This is a genomic window from Peribacillus sp. FSL K6-1552 (genome assembly GCF_038005205.1).
GTDB lineage: Bacteria > Bacillota > Bacilli > Bacillales > DSM-1321 > Peribacillus > Peribacillus butanolivorans.
This window is the reverse complement of the sequence record NZ_JBBOST010000001.1, coordinates 2,811,849-2,828,843: the sequence shown is the minus strand read 5'-3', so window position 1 is coordinate 2,828,843 and position 16,995 is coordinate 2,811,849. Positions and strand designations below refer to the sequence as shown.

Here is a 16,995-nt window from a genome sequence, read left to right as displayed (position 1 = left end):
TCCCCTTTTTGAATGACTGTTCTTTTGTTTCAGCAAAAGAATAATCAAACCGCCATTTATATATTTTTTTTAGACTTACACAATAATTAGTTAATGCAATTGCCGTGCCAGCTTTTATAATTGGATTAAAAAAATTATTTCATGGCACCTTTTTTACCCGAAATATGTTTATATAGCAATGAATCGGGGTAGTAAAACTTTATTTATTGCAAAAAAAGCCAACGAATTTACGTTGACCATAATGGATTATATAAATTGCCCTTGATTACTTTCTTCATCATTTACCGTGTTTACAAACCTAATCTCTTCATTTTTTTTACAAGTGCCGATTGACTGATGCCTAATTCTTTAGCCGTGCTACGTGTTGTTTTATATTCTTGAATTTTCTCTTTTATTATCTTTCGTTCAACTTTTTCAATGATTTCTTTTAATGTACTCTTTACATTTTGTTTAAGTTCTAATCCTTGTAACATACTTGGTGGCAAATCCTCCAAGCCTATTTGTTCCAGATCGGCCGTTACAACTAATCTCTCAATCAAGTTTTCCAATTCCCTAATATTACCAGGCCATGGGTATTCCTCGAAGAAACGAATGATTTCCGGATGAAAACGCTTATTTAATCGGTTCTTTTTGTTCATTTTATTTAAAAAATAGAAGGCTAACGGTACGATATCTGCTTTCCTTTCTCGTAATGCTGGTATTTTAATGGGAACAATATTTAATCGGTAGTAAAGATCCTTTCTAAACTCACCATTTTCGACCATTTCCTCCAAATTCCTATGTGTCGCGGAAACAACCCTTACATCTATTTTGAAGCTACTTCTCCCGCCGACACGAGTGATTTCAAATTCTTGTAAAACCCTTAATAATTTAACTTGAAGATCGATTGGCATGTCCCCAATCTCATCTAAAAAAATCGTACCCCCATTTGCCTGTTCAAATAAACCAGGTTTTCCACGACTGTCCGCACCTGTAAATGCGCCCTTTTCATATCCAAATAGTTCAGATTCAAGAAGGTGCTTTGGTATGGCTGCACAATTCACTTTAATTAAAGGTTGGTTTGCGCGTTCACTTTCTTGGTGTAGGTATTTAACGATGACCTCTTTCCCGACGCCGGACTCACCTAAGATGAGTAAAGTTGAATCGACTTTTGCCAGTTTTTTAGCAAGAAGAAAAACCTTTATAATCTCTTGGCTTTGGGCTACGGATCCGTCAAGGTTCATATGCAGCATTTCCTTTTTTTTAAGTTCCTCGATTTCATTTAAATATTTTTGGGTTAAATTTATGGAATTTTGCAGTTCGGTCTTCATATGGTTTAAATCCGTTATATCCCTTACATTCGTTACAACGTAAGCAATTTCCCCATTCTTGTCATATACAGGATTTCCAGTGACTAATAGTTCCTTTCCTCTTACAGTCTGAATAATCGTTTTTGGCGCTTTACCATCTAAAACTTTCATTGTAACGGATTCAGAAACTAGGCCCTCTTTCACCACTGTTTTCATATTTTTACCAAGAAGTTCCTGGCTTTTCACACCAGTAACTCTTGAATATGCATGATTTACCATCATTCCATTACCATTTTTGTCGGCAACGTATATCCCATCGTAACTTGACTGAAATATGGAAGCTAAGATGTTTTGGATGTCTGTATTGTCAACACTTTCTATCTTGGTGTCCTGAGATATGATGAAGTCACCAATTGTATACATATTTTGCATTTCATTCGCCCCTAAAGAGTGTTTTGTAAGAATAACAGGTAAAGCGTTTTTAAATAAACTTTTTGTTTTAGATAAATAGGATGATGAATTTTCGAATCAAAAAACATAGGTGATTCAAAATGTACTCAATTACATTTATTTATTTAATTCTCCAAATTGTTTGAAATACCTTTTGCTTTTTCAGAATTTTCACTATACTCTACATAGTTAACGAATTCTTTACAAAACTTCTAATTAGTTGGATGAATTTAAAAATGGCCAAAAAAAATAACCCGTACACGTACTAATGGAAAGTACCTGTTCATGGTTATTTCTCAATGAGATTTTTCATTTTTAATAATTAACGGTCTCGAGCTTACACTCTACTACTTATTTACCCCTGAACCTACCATAACTTTAAAACCGTCTTCCACACGACGTAATAATCTAAGCTGTGCTGTTCTAGCAAGATTAATGTATTCGTTTGAATTAGCTGTACGTTCTTTTCTATGTGTTTGTAAGTTCTCTACATAGGCTTTATTGTTTTCAACAGCCCTCTTTTCAAATCGCTCCATTATATCAAAGGATGATTTTAATGGAGTTAACATAATGTTTTCGAATCGATTCACGACTTCCTGTCCTTCATTAATGAAAGAACGATGTCCCTCTGACAAAACTTCCTCCGCTTTATTACTTTGGAATGAGTTCATAACATCCGCATTTACTTTTTTATTTCCTTCGTAAAAGGATGTGAGTGATTTACGAAGTTCAGCATTGAACTTTGAGGTTTCCTCAAGTGTCCTAATGTATACTTCCTCTTGATTTTCAAGCACTTTACGGGACCGCTCAATAGCACCTTCATACTGATTCCAAACTGTATTAACGATTGATTCAGAAATATAGGCCTTTTCAATTTGTTCATTCTTCTTTTGACTCATTTTTGTTCCTCCCCTTATTCTTGCTAGATTTCTCTATTGAATCCCTCATCTGAAATGAAGGCATATAGAGCTCTAAAAAACTTGAATACATACGGAAAAATTGATCCAACATGGATTGGTAGTTCTCCAAATGGGTTGCATGGGTTCTTAAGTAAGCAACACCAGCGTCTGTGATCGAATATTTCCTTTTAGCGGGACCACTGCCTGTGGTATCCCATTCAGAACTCACTAAATTATCTTGTTCCAGTTTTCGCAATAGCCGATATAAGTTCCCTTGATCAAGGGTTTGGAACCCAAAGTTTTGCAGCTTTTGGATAAGCTCGTAGCCATGTAAAGAAAATCCGCTGAGAAGTAACAAAATAAATGGCATAATAAAATTTTTCGAAGGGGCTAATGATTGTTCTTTGTTGTCTTTTGCCATCCAATTTCACCTCGATAATTAATCTATATATGTATTTTACACCTATAAGTAATTACAAGTCAAGCGAGCACATATATATATAATGCAATTGACTGAAATTTCAAAAATAAGCCACCATGGGGTAAGGTTTTGATCTTACAGAAAAAGGAATATCTTGCTAAATCTCGAATTAGTCAATTACGGACCAAACTATTTGAGAATGGTGGTGACTCAAAACGCTTGTTAGACAAAGAAATGGCATCCAGGAATTATACGACTTAGAACCTACAACGTTTGATTCAAACAAAATTTGGATTCTGTCTTGCGTTTTATTTCAAAATAGCCATGGTTGGGTGCTCCTAAGAATTGAACTATGCTGATGGTATATGTACGAGTGGAGTGAATGGCGAGCTCATCCACTATTGTACGAAAATTTTATTACTAGCAGCTTGACGTTACATTAAAAGAGAGCATGCGGACATCGATGCAATTACCATTGTTTCATTCTTCGTATTTATGGCAATTAAATCAAAACAAGTTAAGGGGGTTTTGATTGTGAAAAAGACAGCTGTCAGTAAAAACGAAATGCCTTATTTACGTGTTGGTTATGGCGAATCTTTAATTCTCATTCATGGACTTGGTGAAATAAAGGAGGGTTGGGGGAAACAGTTTGAATTAGCAGATCAGTATGACCTGATTGTTCCTGATTTAAGAGGACATGGTGATAATCTAAGAATGGACGGAATAACGATTAAAAATTTTGCAAAGGATATTTTGTCCTTACTTGATGAATTAAAAATAGAAAGCGCTCATATTTGTGGAATGTCAATGGGGGGTATTGTAGTACAGGAAATTTATCGGCAAGCACCAGAAAGATGCCTATCCTTAATTTTAGTCAGTACGTTTTATCATGCCCCAGCACAGTTTAGAACAATCTTTTTCCCTGTTCGAAAGGCAAGGGCACTCTTATTGTCTTCCGAGGAGCAAAAATTAATGGCTGCCAAAACTTGTTTATACTCTTGGAAACAGGAGAACATGGAAGCGTTCTTCAAGTTTTATAAACCAAACAAAGAAGCTTACGTTAAATCTATGGAGGCATGCCTAGAAATCGATAATCGCTCTTTATTGCCGAAAATTAAAGTTCCTACACTTGTTATTGGCTGTCAATATGATTCAATAACCCCAGTTTGGATACAGATTCTTATGCACGAACAAATCCCTAACTCTGATCTAGTTATTTTCCAAAAATCAGGACATATTGCAAAACTTGAAGTTACGGAAAAATTCAATCACACATTGCGTCACTTTTTAAATGAAAACGGACTGACTGAAAAAGCTGGATAATTTGTCGAAGGAGTACTTTCTTCCCTTTTATCTACCCATTGGAATCAAAGAATATTATTAATTCTAGGTCAACACCAATAATTCAGTCTCAGAATCGAAGAAATGATTCCTTTTTCAATGGAAGCATTTCTTCTTTATTTTATTGAACATTGACCACTACATTGATTGTTAATGCTTAGATTTTATTTTCCCATCCAAATCCGTTCCTTTGAAACAGTTACAGAAGGAGCACGGGAGTTATTTTACATAATCAAAAACTCATTCGAATTGAGTGAGTTTTTTTGCATGATTAGAAATTAATTAGCTGAATATGTGCAAAGGATATCATTCTTTACACGGCTTTGAGGGGAAATCAAATTATTTGAACAACATCGGGGGACAAAATCATCGGTTCATTAAGAGACAAGTCCTACTTTAACGTTAATTTGTTGACATTTTAACCTTTATTAAACTTATTGAAATAACCCTATTCGTCACTTTATGATTTTAAAGCAATTCAGCATATCTTTAGGTAAATTGAATGAATTTATTATTCACATCCATTTAGAACAGTGGTGACTCCCAACACGTAATATAAGACAAAGAAGCTCTAGGGGATTCAGGAGTCCTACGCTTTAAGACTGGATATTATTTCGCCTTCCATTTCAAAATAGTTATTTTAGATTTGATGCTGGAAGATATATTCTTTGTTCGAAAGGATTGTCGAGCGCCTCCCTACTATCAAGGACTTGATAAAAAGATTAAAACATGACCTTAACTTTCGCTGCGAATGTAACAATCACGTTTCTGATATACATCCTCCGTTGCTTCCTATTCCCGTTTAGTCAAGAAATCTCAGAAATAATATGCTGGAAAAAGTGCAGGACTCCATTCCTTTTCATGCTATGAAGAGGGTCTAGTTCTTTTAGATGCCACACATTTTGAGCAAGAGACCATACAACTGCACAAGATTAACTTTTTACCGGAAAGAAGGCAAAAGATTATAGAAACAATTATTAAACACTCAATTACAAGTGATTAACCATCCGTAATTATGGAAACTCTATTAAAACAAGTTAAGGAGGTTTTGAATGTGAAAACGACAGCTGTTAGTGAAGACGAAATGCCCTATTTGCGTACTGGCAATGGCGAACCTTTAGTTCTCATTCATGGACTTGGTGAAATAAAGGAAGGTTGGGAGAAACAGTTTGAATTAGCAGATCAGTATGACCTGATTGTTCCTGATTTAAGAGGACATGGCAATAATCCAAGAATGGACGGAATAACGATTAAAAATTTCGCGAAGGATATTTTGTCCTTACTTGATGAATTAAAAATAGAAAGCGCACACATTTGTGGAATGTCAATGGGGGGTATTGTAGTACAGGAAATTTATCGGCAAGCATCAGAGAGATGCCTATCCTTAATTCTAGTCAGTACGTTTTATCATGCTCCAGTTCAATTAAGAACAATGTTTTTCCCTGTTCGAAAGGCACGGGCTCTCTTGTTGTCTTCCGAGGAGCAAAAATTAATGGCTGCCAAAACTTGTTTATACTCTTGGAAACAGGAGAATATGGATGAGTTCTACAAGTTTTACAAACCAAACAAAGAAGGTTATGTAAAATCTATGGAAGCATGCCTTGAGGTCGATAATCGCTCTTTGTTGCCAGAAATAAAGGTTCCTACACTTGTTATTGGTTGTCAATATGATTCAATAATCCCAGTTTGGATACAGATCCTTATGCACGAGCTAATCCCTAATTCTAAATTAGTTATTCTTAAGAAATCAGGGCATATTGCAAAGCTTGAAGTAACGGAAAAATTCAATCATACATTGCGTCACTTTTTAAATGAAAACGGACTGACTGAAAAAGCTGGATAAATGGGAAGGAGTTCATCCTTCCCTCTACATTCTTTAATTGTTTCCTTTGGAACTGGCAAGTTTGCGTCACTTTACAAAGAGCAACTTTACCTCTTTTAGTTCATCCTTTAAATTATTGATTTCATTATTCATCATTTCCATACGACTTTCTTTAAGTACAAAACTCATCTCATTCAATACTTCTTTCAAGGAAGTGAAGTTACCTTTTTCATTCCATTTTTTTGATATGTTGTATGTTATGTCATCTAAATGATCTAGTTTAGTTTCATTCATAATATAATGTTTAGCAACATTAACTATCTCTTCTTTACTCATGTAATTCATGAAGTCCAACCAATATTTAATAATGGCTCTTTGGTCCTGGACTTGGTTTAGGTGTGACCCTACTAACTCTTCTACCAGCAATACGAATCGTTCGCAATTTGCCGTCTGTTTAATATGTTTATTCCACTCTTCTTCAAGCTTTTTATATTCAATATATGTCTCATTTTCCATACCTGGCATTCTATTCTCCTAATCTACTAACCCCTATGGGGTCCAGATTAAGCGTAATGTAGTATAGGATTTTAGTCAATTAGCAATTTTTAAAATATTTGGTACGATCACATAATAGAATCATATATAATGAATAAAATATTAATTACAGAAAAGAGGTATTTTCATGCCATTCGTAAATCATGACAATGAAAGCCTTTACTATGAGGTTCACGGACAAGGTGATCCTTTATTGTTGATAATGGGACTCGGCTATAACTCTTCATCATGGCATAGAACGTTGCCCACTTTAGCTAAGCGCTTTAAAGTAATCGTTTTTGACAATCGTGGTGTTGGTAAGAGCAGTAAGCCTGAACAGCCATATTCTATTGAAATGATGGCTGAGGATGCAAGAGCGGTCCTTGATGCTGTTTCGGTTGACTCAGCACATGTATATGGAATTTCAATGGGTGGAATGATTGCCCAAAGGCTGGCAATCACTTATCCAGAACGTGTTCGTTCTCTTGTTCTAGGTTGTACCACTGCGGGTGGTACTACTCATATTCAACCTGCTCCAGAAATATCTGCTTTAATGGTATCTCGAGCCTCCCTTACAGGTTCTCCAAGGGATAATGCCTGGTTAGCGGCACCAATAGTTTATAGTCAAGCTTTTATTGAGAAGCACCCTGAATTAATTCATGAAGATATCCAAAAGCGAATAGAAATCATTACTCCGCCAAGCGCATATCTGTCTCAACTACAAGCTTGTCTAACTCATGATACATCCAATGAACTTGATAAAATAAACATACCAACATTGATTATACACGGTGATGCAGATAATTTGGTTCCATATGAAAACGGTAAAATGTTAGCTGAACGTATTCAGGGTTCTCAGTTTCACACCGTATCCGGTGCTGGCCACATTTACATAACAGAAGCAACTGAGGAAGCAAATGACAAAGTTATTCAGTTTCTAGCTCATCTATAAAGTTACGAAAAAAGTATCGGTGGGACGATTGCAACTGCTACAATATTTCCTGGATCAAGCATTGGAAAATTAGCAGATATCGCAATAAAATTACCTGGATCATCAAAAGATCAGTCAGAAGGCGATTATAAACCAATCCATCTAATGGGCTCTCTTGTTGAGCAAGCGCTTTTACTTTTCTACGATGCTGTCATCCTTAGAATTAAAGAGAAAAAGAAATTGGATCCAATAAAATGTATGGACGACACGCCAACCAATGATGAAATAAAAAGTAAGATGTAAAAAACAGCAAGGAATTCTTCTGAATTCCTTGCTGTTTTTTGAATTAAGATAGTTGATTGAAGTTTATTTTAATGGAATTATTTTATTTTCAAACCTAACCCAAACATTTTATATATGGGCTAAAATCAAACATATCCTTCACTCCTCCTGTTTATTAATTAAATTCAGTTTAGTAATATGCAATAAACATGCCAGTTAAGAAATAAGATGAAAGGTTTTTTAGAACATCACAGTAAATAACCTTCCAAATTCTGTGTTATGATAAGTGAACGAAAATATTGCTTAAATTCAGGAGGAAAGTATATATGCTTAAAATTATAAAGTTTTTAACTTTCATTTTTATTTCAGGGATACTTTTTTTGGACCTTTATCCTCCTCTAGGGAGACGAGCGACTAAAGAAAAAATAAAAAGTTTCAGCACAAAGGAGAATTTTGTTGATGGGAAGTTCATCAACCAGATTCCTGCAAGTCAGGCGATGAGCCTCAAACATACAGGTTCGATACTACGGGATTATATAAAAGGAAATCCCAATAAGCGGCCCGACAATCCTATTCTGATTGAAACTAAAGAACATATGATAGGTGATTTCAATAAAATCACCTGGTTTGGACATTCTGCCTTCATGTTGGAGATGGATGGAAAAACCTTATTAGTGGATCCAATGTTTGGTAAAGCCCCCACTCCCTTTCCGCTGTTTGGAAATAAGCGTTTTAGCAGGGACTTGCCTATAGATTTGGAAAGGCTTCCTCCAATCGATGCGGTTCTACTATCACATGACCACTATGATCATTTAGATTATTACTCTATAAAGAAGTTAAAAGATAAGGTCGGTCAGTTCATTGTTCCACTGGGGGTTGGGGGCCATCTTGAAAGATGGGGCGTTAAAAAAGAAAAGATTCAGGAGCATAATTGGTGGGATGAAGTTAATTACAACGGCCTGCATTTGGTTTGCACGCCTGCGAGACATTTTTCCGGAAGAAGTTTACGCGATGGCAATTCTACTCTGTGGTGCTCCTGGGTAATTAACGGAAAACAAGACAAGATATTTTTTAGCGGGGACAGTGGGTATGGTACACATTTTAAAGAAATTGGAGAAAAATTCGGTCCATTTGATCTTACATTAATGGAATGTGGCCAATATGATGAGCGCTGGTCCACCATCCATATGACGCCGGAAGAAACAGTTCAAGCAAACATCGATGTGCAAGGAAAACTAATGATTCCGATTCATTGGGCAGGGTTCACATTGTCATTTCATGACTGGACAGACCCAATTGAAAGGGTAACTAATGCGGCCAAAGAACATTCCGTTCAGGTTTCTACACCGCAAATAGGCGAACCAGTATTTATTGGAGTAAAAGAGTTTCCTCAAACAATATGGTGGAAATAAAATCAGTCTATCCTAATTTGGGATAGACTGATTTTATTTATTTAACTGTGTTCCTTCTTATTATAATGAAGATTCATTTTTATAGTATGATCTTTCTTTCCCCCAAAATAATTTGTTCCGATTACACCTAAAATGATAAGGACCGACCCGATTATATCGTAGATTGTAATCTTTTCATTTAGAATAAGTGCTCCTGCCACTATTGTGACAACGGTGGAAAGGTTTGCAAAGACACTCATTTGTGTCGCATTGATTTTTGATAAAATGCTGTTGGATAGCAACGAAGTGACCAATGAGGCCAATATTCCTAAATACAAAATGGAACTGATGAATTCCATGCTCAACCATGGTGAAAAGAATTCCTGCATTGTTCCTTGGTTGATGTGGGAACTGATAGCGGCAATGTTAAAAATGACGAATCCTATTCCCATCATAAAAAAGGACATTTCACCTGGGGTATAATCTTTGGCTAGTGAACGGGTCATTGTCGTATAACATGCGGTAGCAATACAGGATAGAAGGATTAACACCATTCCGAGCATGTCGGAAAAATTGATTGAGCTCCCTTTCAATACAAAAATAAAAATGACACCCACTACCGATAAGACAATCGAAAGCTTCTGATATAAAGACGTTTTTTCCTTTAAAAAATATCCCGCTATCATCACCGTTATAATCGGGGTAACGGCTGATAAGATTCCAGCATCGGTGGATTGTGAGTATTTAAGTCCGAAGGCTTGAAAGGCAAAGAAAAGAGTTGGAAATAATAATGACAGCGGAACCAGTTTTTTTGCTGACTCCCACGTGTAATTTACTTTGATGACTTTAAAAGCAACTAATAATGATATGATGGCGAAGGAAACGCTGAATCGGAACGCCAATGTATCAAGTGGATTTGATTCAGCAATTGCCATTTTCGTGAATAAGAATGATAGGCCGACAATACTGGCATGAAATATGGCCAACATATATGCAAAAGATTGGGATTTCATAGATGCAGCTCCTCGACTAGACTACTATATATCCATTTTAGGTATAGTACCCCTTGTATCTGAATTGCAACCCAAGTTTAAAGGTAAAAGATACAGCTCCCACGATCCTCCGCTTAAATATTGCAGGTTATATTAAGCTTCAGTAATCTTATTATTCTTAGGAACGACAAAAATTGTTACGATTAGCGAAGTTTTTTTACTCTTGGATATATCTTTTGGCTTTTATTATATATTGATGGTTCTAGTATTATATGAATGACTAAAACTAAGATTCCTAAAAAGGCAATAAGAAAAAGCTAATCCGTAGGTAAAGGATTTGCTTCTTCTGTTCTGATACAAATAATACATAACTTGAAACAATACCTGGGTACTAAATTTTTGATCTCCTTTTATGTTTAGTTCCAATTTCGATGTGTGTAATACAATCTGATTTCTTCAAAGCGAATCAGGATATTTAATTTATTTTAGTGTGATACAAATTTAAACCCTTTTAGGGTGAATGGTCGGTTGAAAATATGGTCTGCTGATTTTGATAATAAAAGGTATTCAGCAAAAAAGTTTACTTGGTAACATACCTCTTGTAGTGATACCTTTAATTATATTGAAAAGCTTCGATTTGTCGGAAACACGGTTGAATATCTCGAAGAAACCCAATAATGAATTTCCTAGTCTAGATGTAGCATGACTTCATTTTCTTTAATAAAGCTAGAATAGATGGAGATTCTGTAGCTAACTTTCAGTTATTATCACTATTTATTCACAAAATAATAGAAACGACCATTAAGACATTACTAAATAATGATTATTTTCCATTTTCACTTATGATAAAATTTCAAGGAGAAAGTGAGGTTTACATATGTTAGTGACCACTATTATATTTCTTTTGGCCGGTCTAGCTGAGATTGGTGGGGGTTATCTTATTTGGCTTTGGTTAAGAGATGGAAAATCCATATATTTAGGATTTATTGGAGGGATCGTTTTAGTTTTATATGGCATCATTGCAACATTCCAAACGTTTCCAACTTTCGGGCGTGTATATGCTGCATATGGCGGTGTTTTTATTGTGTTATCGGTATTATGGGGATGGGGCATCGATAAGAAAACGCCTGATTTTTATGATTGGATTGGGGCTGCAATCTGTTTAATTGGGGTGTCTGTCATCATTTGGGCGCCGAGACATTAGAAGTAAAGGGCTTTAAAGCCCTTTACTTACTCAAAGCAGCCGATTGATTAAATATTTTCCATCGTACGCAATATAAAATCTCACGTCCTCTCGGGATCATTATTTAGGTGTTACATATCTTCAGATAACCTTGGAATGAATGTTTTTCTAAACCAATTTCTTTTCCTTACTACTAACGGCCATATTGCTGGATTTTCCCTGTATAAACCAAATCGCAACTGCCGCGATAATGCATGGAATGGCAAATGCTAAAAAATTAACCTGCAATGACAATTTCATATCAAGCAAGACCCCGCAGAAAGTAGGAGCGATAATTCCACCTATTCTTCCTACACCTAATGCCCAGCCTACTCCAGTTGAACGGATTTCGTTAGGATAAAACTGTGATACATAAGCGTTCGTTACGATTTGTGTACCAGTTGTAGTTCCTCCCGCAATGGCAATCAACACATAGAGCATGATCATGCTTGGTTTAAAGCTCAGCATCGTAAGTGTTGCAAACCCTATGACTAAGAAGGAAATCAGAACCACTTTAGATCCAAATCGATCAGCAAGCTTTCCTCCGACAATTGCCCCAAATACGGCGCCGAGGTTAAGTGTCACTAGGAAAGTTAAGCTGGATCCTAATTCATATCCTGCCCCTTCCATAATTTTTGGAAGCCATGTACTCAATCCGTACATCACGAACAGGCACATGAAAAAGGCGACCCAGAACATGATTGTACTAACTGTCCGACCATTTTTGAATAATTGTTTCACCGGGAAACCAGTAGAATCATTTTTACTTTTCTCATGAAGAACATAATGATCATTCGCAGTGTATTTCCCGTTTACATCCACTTGATTCAGTACGTCCGCCAATTGGCTTTTTTGGTTTTTTAATATAAAATAATTCAATGATTCTGGTAACATTTTATAAAGAATCGGCATAAAGATCAGTGGAAGAGCACCAAGCCATACCACTGCGCGCCATCCAAAGTTAGGAATCAGATACATCGCACCTAATGATGCAACAACACCACCTAAGGCATGTCCACTGAACATAATTGCAACCAGTGTGCTACGAATTTTTTTCGGAGCATATTCAGTAATAATTGCTATTAGATTAGGCATGACTCCCCCCAATCCTAAACCTGCAACAAAACGTTGTATTCCAAAAGAAGTTGGCGTATCTGCAAACCCTGAAGTAAAAGTAAATATAGAAAAAATGACCGTACAAATTAAGATGACTTTCTTTCTTCCAAATTTATCAGCTATTGGTCCAAAGACTAACGCGCCTATCATCATTCCAAACAAAGCATAGCTGCTAAATAATCCTGCTTCTACAGCAGTGATTTTCCACTCAGTCATCAAAGAATGTAGGATTGTTCCAAGCATGAACATATCATATCCATCACAGATAATGATAAAGATACAACATAATAAAATCTGTAAATGAAAGCGGTTAAATTTTTGTTCATCAATCATTTCAGATACACGGATTGTGCGCATTTCCTTCGCCTCTTTCTTCTTTTCCTTTATTGACGAAAGTCTAAAGGAACATTCTAAGTTTTTTGAAACCAGCTAACCACCAAATTAAAAAATAACAATAAAGACTTAAATTACACTTATATAGAACTAAGTTCACTATATATTAACTTAATTTTTAGAATATTGTCAATTATCAATATTCATTAAGGTTCATAGAATAGGAAAAACTTTTTATGAAAAAAAGGCAAAAAAAAGCCCTCTAGTCAAAAGAGGACTTTTTTGAAAATAAGAATTTAGGCATCTAATGCTTCTTTTCTCTTTCTTTTTTTAGATTCTGTTATAAGATCATAACCAAGATAAAGGATAATGGCTGCGCCTAGCAATTTAATATATAACGGAATATCCGCTACAAAGAAATATATCATTGAGAATAATGTTCCTATTATAGATAACCAAAAAATTAAATGTTTTAGAATTTTTTTCAAAGTAATGACTCCCTCTCAAAAGATGAGATTAATTATTCTAGTTCGCTCCACTTCAAGGAGGAATTTTAATTATCCGTTCTTTCATTTTAACATTTATCCTTTAAATAATGGAGTAAATCATATTGCGAAATATGAACAATTAAGCAATTTTTCATAGAAATTTTATTATTGCTCTAAAACTTAGACCACATTATTTATGAGATCATTTATTTTTACAACCTATCATTGACAAATATACATTTCCCACTCCCCTAATAATAATTACTTTGTCATTTAAGGAATTTATAGATAATGGGGTTTACAATATAGTTTGCATCAGTCATCTGTTGAATCTCATTTTTGTAATGATTACACTCTATCCAGACAGCCCCCTTCGTTATTTAGAACATTGTGTCCTTTGAGCAGATCTGCGACGAAACTAATTATAAGAATAGAAAGAAATTTAATTAGGAGCAACTATACAATCTCTCCTAACATAAAATAAACATGAAAATGACAGCGTAGATATCTCCTACGCGCCATTTTCATGTTTATTCTTACAGTATATTCATTTTATTGGAGTCTACCTTTATTTCTTCACTTTGTTCTGGTTGATTATTTTTATAATAAGCCATCTTCACTGGAACAAAGGATAAAGCAATCGCGGCAATAAGACCAGGAATAGCAAAGGCAATAAAATTCAATTGAATTGGTAGCGAGATTGATAATAGGAATCCACCAAGGATGGGTCCAAGCATACCACCAATCCTTCCTATTCCAGATGCCACCCCAAGTGCAGTCGATCTAATATTTGGTGGATAGTACTGGGAAACATAGGCTTGTACAAGATTTTGGGCGCCAATCGTACAGGCACCTGCAATCGCTACTAATGTGTAAATCATGAAGGAACTTCCACCCATTCCTAACAGTGTCAAACTAACTGCACCTAGCGCATACAACGGTACAAGCATTTTTTTAGAACCATATCGATCACAAAGCTTAGCTATTATAAGAGTACCTACGATAGCTCCACCTTGAAGAACGATTAAGAAACCTAGACTTGAATTCAAAGCATACCCCGCTTCAATCATTAGCTTTGGTAGCCATGTATTCAACCCATATACCATCAATAGACACATGAAAAAGGCAACCCAGAACATCAAAGTACTTAGAGCGCGGGAATTTTTAAACAATCCGACAATCGGCAGTTTCTCATCTGATTTTTTCACTTCTACAATTTCGTCATGTATGGTGAAATTGCTATCAGGACTGACTTTGGATAATACTCTGATTAATTCCTCTTTTCTGTTAATTCTAATGAGATGTGTGGAGGTTTCTGGTAAATGCTTCATCATGATTGGTAGAAATAGTAAAGGTATGCCGGCAAACCAGAATATTGACTCCCAGCCTAATGAAGGCATAATTAGGATACCTAGTATCGGGGCAAGCATCCCCCCGAATGAATAGCCGCATAATACAATCGAAACGACCATGCTTCTCATTGTTTTCGGTGCGTAATCCGTCAATAAAGCGATGACGTTCGGCATAATGCCTCCCAGTCCTAACCCCGCTAAAAATCGAAAAGTTGAAAATATGGTAGGTGTACTCGCAAATCCACATAGCAATGTAAATAAACTAAATAAAATCAATGAAATGGCAATGACGTTTTTTCTTCCAATCCGATCCGCTAATGTCCCAAAAAAGATGGCGCCGAACATCATACCGAATAGACCATAGCTACCCATTGCTCCCGCTTCCACTGAAGTTAGATTCCACTCCTCTGTTAACACTGGGACAACCGTTCCATAAACGACAAGGTCGTACCCATCAAAAAGGATGATAATGAAACACCATGCCAACAAACCGAAATGAAAGCGGTTAAATTTACTGTTACTAATTACCTCTGTCGTGTTAATACTAGCCATAAAAAGTTCCCCTCTCTAGGTGACTACCAATAATTCACATGATAGCGCTTACGGAATTTCTAATTAAAAAAGATAACTTTTCACTAACTTTACACAAATAGTGAACCGAGTTATCTAATTGTTATTATAATAGGTAATTATCTGATATTTCAATAAAAATTTTCACAAATTAGTCATAAACATCAAAACACCAAAGCATAAGCCATTTTGAAATATAATGAATTCATGAGTGTAATAGAGAATTAAGATGATTTCGATTGAAATCGTTTCCAAGTTACATGTATTAAAAATTTTTTTCACACTATAATACAACAACTATTTATTATAGATATGTTATTCAATAGCTCAACAGGAGGAAAAAACAGAAAAAAACCAGTCCCTGATCGGAACTGGTTTCTAATTTTAAAGATAGAGCCGCCATTGCCGTATTCACGTAAGAAAGTTTTAAACCACCACTCCTCAAAGTGGGTGTTTGCAGAAACAATCCTGTTGTCCAAGTCAGTGACGAGGCATAACATTCCTGTTTCGATGTAAAACTCCCTATTACAGCTTAAAGGTTAAAACTTAATTATCATTACGAACAACGCAGCTTGTATAGTTATAATACATAAATTCATTCTCTCTTGCAAGACTAATAATTCCCAAGTAACAAAAAAATTTTTGTATTTCGTAATTAGTTATTGATTGCAATGAGACTCTAATAGTGGGTTCTGTAATCCTTCCATTAAAGACTAACTATGTAAAGACATTAATTTTTTCAAAAAAGTATAATATGTTATGTAACAAACATTATAATGAAGAAAGATCTATAGAATTTTATGTGATTTATAAGATATAGGAGGTAGAATCTAAAGGTTTTTAAGGTACTATTTATCCCTTTTTAGATATAGACTCTTACAATTAATAGTAATTTACATTTGCAACTGGTTATAAGTGGTCTATAATATTAGATATCAGATTTGATAGGAGTGACTAGCTATGCTTTCAAACATTGGTTTTCCTGGTTTAATTCTAATCTTTCTTTTAGCATTAATTGTCTTTGGGCCGAAAAAACTTCCTCAAATCGGACGCGCTGTAGGTACATCGCTTCGAGAGTTTAAGGATGCAACAAAGGGAATAACAGATGAAATTCAAGAGGAATTTAAAGAAGACGTTCAAGCTGCGAAAAAAGAATCGGTAAAATAAAAAAACAATGAAAAAGACGCCTGCACGCAGCAGGCGTCTTTGATGCGTTTGAGGCGGGAACCGTCAGGCCACATCCCGACGTTTAGCTTAAAAAGCATGTTCTTCGACTTACACAAATTAGCTCATCGCTTTATTAATATAACATTTATCCTTTATTATTTCAAGAGAATTATTGAAACTCCTTAAAGAAATTTCATTGTTGTAAGTTGTTAGTGTAAAACCGCTTCTTTTCTGTAATTGGTTATAAATTAATAAAAAACCCATGTAATTTTATCCTACTAACCCGTGTTGATGTTTTACAATTAAATATTCTACCGAGGAAACTTGTCAAATATAAAATTTAATATCTATATTCTTTACTGGCAAAAAATAGGCATTAGCCTTCTTGTAAAGAT

At 35.3% G+C, this 16,995-nt stretch carries 14 protein-coding genes, 1 other RNA gene and 1 pseudogene; 7 read left to right on the top strand and 9 right to left on the bottom strand.

What is annotated here, in order from left to right; genetic code table 11:
- Positions 1 to 290: 290 nt before the first annotated feature.
- The 3 genes from NST21_RS13690 to phaQ all read right to left on the bottom strand — a co-directional run bounded on the left by NST21_RS13690 (position 291) and on the right by phaQ (position 3,059).
- Positions 291 to 1,721: a sigma-54 interaction domain-containing protein gene (locus tag NST21_RS13690; RefSeq protein ID WP_340889615.1), complete on the bottom strand. Its 1,431-nt coding sequence runs from the start codon at positions 1,719 to 1,721 to the stop codon at positions 291 to 293.
- A gap of 365 nt (positions 1,722 to 2,086) precedes the next feature.
- A complete protein-coding gene (locus tag NST21_RS13685) occupies positions 2,087 to 2,638 on the bottom strand; it encodes a hypothetical protein (RefSeq protein WP_057213883.1) in 552 nt (183 codons plus the stop codon).
- Positions 2,619 to 3,059 (bottom strand): poly-beta-hydroxybutyrate-responsive repressor, encoded by a 441-nt coding sequence (gene phaQ, locus NST21_RS13680; RefSeq protein ID WP_053346010.1) that lies wholly within the window; start codon positions 3,057 to 3,059, stop codon positions 2,619 to 2,621. Before phaQ ends, NST21_RS13685 begins: the two co-directional genes overlap by 20 nt.
- A gap of 534 nt (positions 3,060 to 3,593) precedes the next feature.
- Here phaQ and NST21_RS13675 point away from each other — a divergent pair.
- Together NST21_RS13675 and NST21_RS13665 are read left to right on the top strand one after the other, a co-directional pair.
- Positions 3,594 to 4,382: an alpha/beta fold hydrolase gene (locus NST21_RS13675; RefSeq protein WP_223305279.1), complete on the top strand. Its 789-nt coding sequence runs from the start codon at positions 3,594 to 3,596 to the stop codon at positions 4,380 to 4,382.
- A 1,072-nt stretch (positions 4,383 to 5,454) separates the two neighbouring features.
- The gene (locus NST21_RS13665; protein WP_340889613.1) at positions 5,455 to 6,243 is read left to right on the top strand and encodes an alpha/beta fold hydrolase; all 789 of its coding nucleotides are present in this window, start codon (positions 5,455 to 5,457) and stop codon (positions 6,241 to 6,243) included.
- A gap of 66 nt (positions 6,244 to 6,309) precedes the next feature.
- On the opposite strand, the gene NST21_RS13660 is transcribed toward NST21_RS13665, so the two are convergent.
- A complete protein-coding gene (locus tag NST21_RS13660; RefSeq protein ID WP_340889612.1) occupies positions 6,310 to 6,747 on the bottom strand; it encodes a hypothetical protein in 438 nt (145 codons plus the stop codon).
- A gap of 157 nt (positions 6,748 to 6,904) precedes the next feature.
- Here NST21_RS13660 and NST21_RS13655 point away from each other — a divergent pair, with 157 nt between their 5' ends.
- The 3 genes and pseudogenes from NST21_RS13655 (at position 6,905) to NST21_RS13645 (ending at position 9,381) form a co-directional block, all read left to right on the top strand.
- Positions 6,905 to 7,708 carry an alpha/beta fold hydrolase gene (locus NST21_RS13655; protein ID WP_340889611.1) on the top strand — a complete coding sequence of 268 codons (804 nt, stop codon included), beginning with the start codon at positions 6,905 to 6,907 and terminating at the stop codon, positions 7,706 to 7,708.
- 9 nt (positions 7,709 to 7,717) lie between these two features.
- Positions 7,718 to 7,968, top strand: a pseudogene (locus NST21_RS13650) (6-phospho-3-hexuloisomerase); the annotation flags it as partial.
- 327 nt (positions 7,969 to 8,295) lie between these two features.
- Positions 8,296 to 9,381, top strand: coding sequence for an MBL fold metallo-hydrolase (locus NST21_RS13645; RefSeq protein ID WP_340889610.1), 1,086 nt, complete (start codon positions 8,296 to 8,298; stop codon positions 9,379 to 9,381).
- A gap of 41 nt (positions 9,382 to 9,422) precedes the next feature.
- Here NST21_RS13645 and NST21_RS13640 read toward each other — a convergent pair whose 3' ends face one another.
- Positions 9,423 to 10,373, bottom strand: a complete 951-nt coding sequence (locus NST21_RS13640) for a DMT family transporter (protein WP_340889608.1) — start codon at positions 10,371 to 10,373, stop codon at positions 9,423 to 9,425.
- An 856-nt stretch (positions 10,374 to 11,229) separates the two neighbouring features.
- Here NST21_RS13640 and NST21_RS13635 point away from each other — a divergent pair.
- A complete protein-coding gene (locus NST21_RS13635) occupies positions 11,230 to 11,556 on the top strand; it encodes a YnfA family protein (protein WP_340889607.1) in 327 nt (108 codons plus the stop codon).
- A gap of 147 nt (positions 11,557 to 11,703) precedes the next feature.
- Here the strand turns inward: NST21_RS13635 and NST21_RS13630 are convergent, their stop codons facing one another.
- From NST21_RS13630 to ssrS, 4 genes are all read right to left on the bottom strand, one after another.
- Positions 11,704 to 13,047: an MFS transporter gene (locus tag NST21_RS13630; RefSeq protein ID WP_340889605.1), complete on the bottom strand. Its 1,344-nt coding sequence runs from the start codon at positions 13,045 to 13,047 to the stop codon at positions 11,704 to 11,706.
- A 272-nt stretch (positions 13,048 to 13,319) separates the two neighbouring features.
- Complete coding sequence (locus NST21_RS13625) at positions 13,320 to 13,511, bottom strand: hypothetical protein (protein WP_056519400.1); 192 nt, start codon at positions 13,509 to 13,511, stop codon at positions 13,320 to 13,322.
- 536 nt (positions 13,512 to 14,047) lie between these two features.
- A complete protein-coding gene (locus tag NST21_RS13620; protein WP_340889603.1) occupies positions 14,048 to 15,415 on the bottom strand; it encodes an MFS transporter in 1,368 nt (455 codons plus the stop codon).
- Between the two features lie 407 nt (positions 15,416 to 15,822).
- A non-coding RNA gene (ssrS, locus tag NST21_RS13615) (6S RNA) lies at positions 15,823 to 16,010 on the bottom strand.
- A gap of 383 nt (positions 16,011 to 16,393) precedes the next feature.
- Between ssrS and NST21_RS13610 the strand changes: the two genes are divergently transcribed.
- Complete coding sequence (locus NST21_RS13610; protein WP_201180600.1) at positions 16,394 to 16,600, top strand: twin-arginine translocase TatA/TatE family subunit; 207 nt, start codon at positions 16,394 to 16,396, stop codon at positions 16,598 to 16,600.
- Positions 16,601 to 16,995 lie beyond the last annotated feature (395 nt).